The 3,598-nt window shown below is 69.6% G+C and carries 4 protein-coding genes; all 4 read left to right on the top strand.

All coding sequences use genetic code 11. The annotated features are described in order from the left end of the window. The first annotated feature begins 207 nt into the window (after window positions 1-207). A complete protein-coding gene (locus AC5LUJ_RS22875; protein ID WP_493465733.1) occupies window positions 208-570 on the top strand; it encodes a C40 family peptidase in 363 nt (120 codons plus the stop codon). 114 nt (window positions 571-684) lie between these two features. Next, window positions 685-1,893 carry a tyrosine-type recombinase/integrase gene (locus AC5LUJ_RS22870; RefSeq protein WP_493465732.1) on the top strand — a complete coding sequence of 403 codons (1,209 nt, stop codon included), beginning with the start codon at window positions 685-687 and terminating at the stop codon, window positions 1,891-1,893. Further along, window positions 1,890-2,804: a tyrosine-type recombinase/integrase gene (locus tag AC5LUJ_RS22865; protein ID WP_493465731.1), complete on the top strand. Its 915-nt coding sequence runs from the start codon at window positions 1,890-1,892 to the stop codon at window positions 2,802-2,804. The genes AC5LUJ_RS22870 and AC5LUJ_RS22865 overlap by 4 nt, the downstream gene beginning before the upstream one ends. Then, window positions 2,801-3,598, top strand: a 798-nt coding sequence (locus tag AC5LUJ_RS22860; RefSeq protein WP_493465730.1) for a tyrosine-type recombinase/integrase, incomplete at its 3' end; no start/stop codon positions are given. The genes AC5LUJ_RS22865 and AC5LUJ_RS22860, both read left to right, overlap by 4 nt.

Below are 3,598 nucleotides of genomic sequence, written 5' to 3'. Positions count from 1 at the left end.
TATTATGCCGGCCCTGTTGTTATGCCGACCTCGGCTGGTGAAGCCGTGTCAGGGAGCGGAACTGGGGCGGGGAGGGTCGGCATAACGCGAGCCGGGCAGGCGTATGTGGCGCGGGTTCTTGCTGTTGCCGCGTCCTATGGCCAAGATTTCGCTCCTGCTGCCGCGGGCGGCGCTGGTGGCGTCGCCGCGGCGTGGGCGCTTTCTCAGGTGGGTGTCCCGTATGTGTGGGGTGGTGAGACGCCGGGGGTCGGGTTCGACTGTTCCGGGCTGGCCCAGGCTGCTTTCGAGGTGGCCGGGATCGGCCTGCCTCGGGTGGCTCAGGCCCAGTTCGACGCCGGGCCCCGCCTTCCCGCTGGTGCCGGGCTGCGGCCTGGTGACTTGGTGTTCTTCGGTGGCGGGCCGGCGGACGTCACCCATGTCGGTCTCTACCTGGGAGTCCGGAACGGCCAGCCGGTGATGGTGGACGCCCCCCACCGCGGCGCCGTCGTCCGGGTCGAGGCGTTCCCGACCGTGGTAGGGGCCGCTTGGGGTGCGGACGTCTACCTGGGCGCCACCCGCCCCGCCCCCTGACCATCGGCATTGAGCCGGCTGGGCAACATGGCAAGGAGACACTCGTGGACAACTGGCAGGAGCTTGCGAAATTGCCGGATCATGTCTGTCCCTTCGTTGATCGAGGAGGCAGGGATGTCCAAGGAGATCATCAACGTGGATGGGGTGCGGGTATCAGGTCCGCTCGCCCCGCTGGCGATCGAGTACCGGTCAACACTGCTGGATTCCGGCTACCGGGCTTGGCGGAAGCAACTGTTCCTGATGGGGCATGTGAGCCTGTGGTTGGAGGGGCGAGGGCTGTCGGCGGAGGATCTGGACAGTCGACGGGTGAGCGAGTATGTCGCCTTGCGGCGGCGGTCGGGCTATAGGTCGCTGCGTTCTCGGCAAGGTTTAGAACCGCTTGCGCGTTTCCTTGCGGCCCGCAGCATGACGGTGATCGATTCTGAGGAGCTGGTGGCGCCGGCCGATCGGCTCCTGGCTCGTTTCGGCCGCTACCTGCTCGACGAACGGGGGCTGGCCACGTCCACCGCGGGCTACTACCAGAAACGGGCACGGCGGTTTCTGGCCCGGTGCGCACCGGACGGCGAGATGGGCGCCGTAGCTGCCGGCGATGTCACCGCAGCCGTGCGCGCCGAGTGCGCGCGGGTGTCAGCCGGCTCCGCCCAGTTCTTCGTCTCGGCGCTCCGCGCGTTTCTGCGGTTCTGCTACCTGGAGGGGATGACCGAGATCGACCTGTCGACGGCCGCGCTCGCCGTGACCGGCCGCCGGCCATCCTGGCTACCGAAAGGGATGAGCGCCTCACACGTTCAGGCCCTCTTGAACTCCTGTGACCGCAGCTGCGCGGCTGGCCGCCGCAACTACGCGATGCTACTGCTCCTTGCTCGTCTCGGGCTGCGCGCCGGGGAGGTCGCCGCCCTGCGCCTGGAAGACATCGACTGGCGCGCCGGACAGATCATCGTACGGGGCAAGGGCAGCCGCCTGGACCGGCTCCCGCTGCCGGTGGACGTCGGGGAAGCGATCGCCGCCTACCTGGAGCACGGCCGGCCGCGCGTCCGTCGGCGTGAGGTCTTCCTGAGCCTGGACGCCCCGGTGCGCGGCATCGGCTACATGGCGGTGTCCTCGGTCGTGCGCCGCGCCTGCCAGCGGGCGGGAATTCCCCCGCGAGGAGCGCACCGTCTCCGCCACACCTTGGCCGCCGACATGATGGCGGCAGGAGCGTCTCTGCCCGAGATCGGTCAGGTGCTGCGGCATCGGACCGCGGCGGCGACCGCCGTCTACGCCCGGGTGGACCTTGACAGGCTACGCACGATCGCGCAGCCCTGGCCCACGGCCGGTGCGCGGTGAGTGCCCTGGCCGCGCACGCGGCCGACTACCTGACACTGCGCAGAGCACTGGGCGTCAAGCTCATCCGGCAAGGACAGGAACTCACCCAGCTGGTTGCGTTCTGCGATGCCGCCGGCGCCTCGACCCTCACCGCCGACTTGGCGATCGCCTGGGCGCGGCTTCCCCAGGACGTCGCGCCGACCCACTGGGCGAACCGGCTGGCCACCGCCCGCGGATTCGCCCGTTACCTGACATCCCTCGATCCGGCAACCGAGGTCCCGCCGCCGAACGTGTTCCCTCACACCGAGCGCCGCCGCGACCCCTACCTGTTCACCGATGATGACATCGACCATTTGCTGCGCGCGGCGGCCGACCTGCGACCGTCGCTACGCGCCGCCACCTACACCACCGTGCTCGGCCTGTTGACCGCCACCGGGATGCGGGTCGGCGAAGCGCTCCGGTTGAAGACCGAGGACATCGACCACACGGCCAGCGTGCTCACCGTCACCGAAGCCAAGCTCGACCGGCCCCGGATGATCCCACTGCATCCGACCACCAACACCGCGCTCGCCTCCTACGCGGACCTGCGCCGCAGTATCTACCCGAAGGCGGCGGCATTCTTCGTGTCCAGCCTCGGCACGCCCCTGGCCTACTCCACCCTGAAGCAGACGTTCAACCAGCTGGCGACAGCCACCGGGCTGCGCACCCCGGCCCGCCGGCCCCACATGCACGACCTGCGACACCGCTTCGCCGTTCAAATCCTGGTCGAGGCATACCGCGCCGGCGCGGACGTGCCCGCCCGCCTGGCTGTCCTGTCCACCTACCTTGGGCACGGCAACCCGGCCGACACCTACTGGTACCTGTCCGCCGTCCCCGAGCTGATGGAACTCGCCGCCATCAGGCTCGCCGGTCGCCCGGTGGTGGGAGCATGACGGCGCTCGCTCCGACGCTGCAAGCGTTCTTCACCGACCGGCTCATCGCCCAGCTCGACGCCAGCCCGCACACCATCGCCGCCTACCGCGACAGCTTCCGTCTCCTGCTCGGCTTCGCCAGCGACCGGACCGGCCGCCGCCCCAGCGACCTCGACCTCGCCGATCTCGACGCCGAGCTGATCGGCGCGTTCCTCGACCACCTCCAAACTGCCCGGAACAACAGCGTGGCCACGCGCAACAGCCGTCTCGCCGCGATCCATTCCCTGTTCGCCTACGCCGCGCGGCGCCACCCCGAACACGCGGCGGTCATCCAACGGGTGCTGGCGATCCAACCAAAACGGGGCCAGCGCACCCTCGTCACCTACCTCACCGACCCGGAGACCGACGCGCTCCTCGCCGCCTGCGACCAGACCACCTGGACCGGCAGACGAGACCATGCCATGTTCACCCTCGCCGTCCAGACTGGACTCCGGGTCTCCGAACTCATCAGCCTCACCCGGGCCGACATCTCCTTCGGGACCGGCGCACACGTCCACTGCGTCGGCAAAGGCCGCCGGCAGCGACGGACACCGCTACTCGCCCTCACCGTCACCGTGCTCGCCGCCTGGCTGGCAGAACACGCCGGAAATCCCAGCGACCCGCTGTTCCCCACCATCACCGGCCGACCACTCAGCCGCGACGCCATCGAACACCGGATCGCCCTCTCCACGGCCCGAGCCGCCGCAAGCTGCCCCTCGATCGCGGCCAAGCACGTCACCACCCACACCCTGCGACACACCGCAGCCATGCGGCTG

This window comes from Protofrankia sp. CiP1_Cm_nod3 (genome assembly GCF_982290655.1).
The sequence above is the reverse complement of the archived record's forward strand: the minus strand, read 5'-3'. Positions and strand labels throughout refer to the sequence as shown.